The organism is Microbacterium sp. (assembly GCF_049661145.1).
Taxonomy (GTDB): Bacteria; Actinomycetota; Actinomycetes; order Actinomycetales; family Microbacteriaceae; genus Microbacterium.
In genome coordinates this window covers 1-2,331 of the sequence record NZ_JBASZT010000022.1, presented here as the reverse complement: position 1 = coordinate 2,331, position 2,331 = coordinate 1, and the positions used below count along the sequence as shown (strand labels likewise).

Here is a 2,331-nt window from a genome sequence, read left to right as displayed (position 1 = left end):
CCCCCGTGGCGGAGATCGCGGCGGCGGGCGCGACCCGGGCAGCGCGGCGCGAACGCTGCTGGGATCGGCCGATTTCGCCCGCGCGTTCACGCTCACGACTTTCGCGGCGCTCGTGGGATCGCATCTGATCGAGCGGGTGTCGGGGGTCGTCACGCTGCGGGCGGCCGTGGCCGGTCTGTGCGTGCTGGCACTCGGCATCCTCTGGGCGCGGCGCGAGGAGATCTCGCTCGTGCGCCTCGTGCCCACGACGCTGCTGCTGCTGGTCGCATGGGCCTTTGCGAGCGTCTTCTGGAGTTCGGACCCGCTCACGAGTCTGGGGCGGTGGACGGCGATGGCCGCGGTCGCCCTGCTGGCCGTGACGGTGGGGCACATCCGCGACACGCTGCAGACCGTGCGCGCATTGGGCGACGTGCTGCGCACCGCGCTCGCGCTATCGCTGGCACTGGAGATCCTGTCCGGCATCCTGCTCGACGTTCCGTTCCGGTTTCTCGGGATCCAGGGCAACATCGCCGCCCTGGGGCCGATCCAGGGCATCTTCGGCACACGCAACATGCTGGGATTCATCGCCGTCGTGGCGATGATCACGTTCGCGGTGGAGATGCGGACGCAGTCCGTGCGACCGGGGACGGCCGCGGCGTCGCTCACTCTCGCGGCAGCACTCGGGCTGCTGTCTGCCTCCCCCACGGTGCTCGTGCTGGCGGTCGTGGTCGGCACGGCGACGGCGGCCCTCACGGTGGTGCGAGCCGTGCCCCCGCAGCGGCGAGGCGCTGTGCAGTGGATGCTCGCGGCGGCGGTGGCCGCGGCATCCGTCGTGGGATATGTGCAACGGGCGCAGATCCTCGACGCCCTGGGGGCGACCGACGACCTGTCGATGCGCACCCGGCTCTGGTCCCTCGCCGGGTTCTACATCTCGCGCCGGCCGGTGCAGGGATGGGGCTGGTTCGGACCGTGGGAAGCGGCTGAGCAGCCGTTCTTCACGATCAACCTCGTTCTCGGCCAGCACCACACGACCGCGCTGAACGCCTACGCCGAGGTGCTGCTGCAGCTGGGGTGGGCGGGGCTGCTGCTGCTGTGCGCGTTCGGGGGTGTCGCGCTCGTGCGGTCGTGGATCACGGCGAGCCAGCGGCGCTCGATCGTATACGCGTGGACGCCGCTCATGCTCGTGACGCTGGCGGTGACGAGCGTCTTCGAATCGGTCGTCCTCTTCGGCGTGGGATGGATGCTGCTGTGCCTGTGCGCGGTGCGGGCCGGGCAGTCGCGGTCATGGCGCAACCGGCTCGTCGGCGATCCTCCCAGCGGAGCGTTCCCGCTGCCGGGGTAGACTGCTCCGGTCATGACCCTCGCCTCCTCGCCCCCCGACGCGGCCCAAGCTGAGTTGTTCGCGCCGTCGAGCGCGACGATCGCGATCGTCACCTTCAACCGCTCCGCACTACTCACGCGGCTGCTGACGAGCATCTCCGAGATGGATCCCAAGCCCGGCCGCCTCGTCATCGTGGACAACGCCTCGACCGATGACACGACCGAGGTCGTGGAGTCGTTCCGCGAGAAGGTCGGCAGCGAGGTCGTGTACCGCCGGCTCGAGACCAACACCGGCGGGTCGGGCGGCTTCAGCGAGGGGATGCGAGTCGCGTACGAGCTGGGGTCGACGTGGATCTGGCTGATGGATGACGACGTGGAGGTCGTGCCCGACGGGCTCGCGAAGATGGGCAAGTGGGCGCCGCGATTCAAGTCCATCCAGGGGCGGCGCTACGACTTCGACGGCAGCGAGTTCTACTGGCAGTACCGGGTCGCGGAGCGCCTCGGCATCCCCATCCCCTTCGCACCGTCGGGGTTCGACGAGTCCGGGTTCAAGGAGATGAACTCGGGCTGCTTCGAGGGCATGTTCATCCACCGGGACGTGGTCGGGCAGATCGGCCTGCCCGATCCACGGTTCTTCATCTACTGGGACGACCAGACGTACGGGTGGCTGGCGTCGCGCGTGACGACGTCGGTGATCGTCGACGAGTTCGTGCTGCGCCGCACGCGCGAGATCAGGCAGTGGGACATGGGCATCCGCCACATGAACGCCTCGAGCGACGCGTATCGGTACTACATCATGCGCAACCGAGCGCACATCAAGCAGTACTACCGGGCGCTCGGTGTCTACAACCCCGTGCTGTTCGGGCTGGGCACGGCGCTCACCTTCGGCAAGGAGATCATCCGGCTGCTGTTCGTGGAGCGGAAGTTCCGCGGCGTGTCGAACCTGTTCCGCGGCCTGCGTGACGGACGCGCGATCGCGCGTGACCGCGACTGGAAGCCGATGCCCGCCCTCGTGCCGGCGGATCCGGCACG

Annotated in this window: 2 protein-coding genes; both read left to right on the top strand. The window is 69.2% G+C overall.

Going from position 1 to position 2,331, the window contains the following annotated elements; genetic code table 11:
- Nucleotides 1–55 precede the first annotated feature (55 nt).
- Entirely contained in the window at nt 56–1,321 is a 1,266-nt protein-coding gene (locus WBP48_RS01120) for an O-antigen ligase family protein (protein ID WP_424434817.1), read from the top strand.
- Between the two features lie 12 nt (nt 1,322–1,333).
- Nucleotides 1,334–2,331: glycosyltransferase (locus tag WBP48_RS01115; RefSeq protein WP_424434814.1), on the top strand; the 998-nt coding region annotated here is incomplete at its 3' end.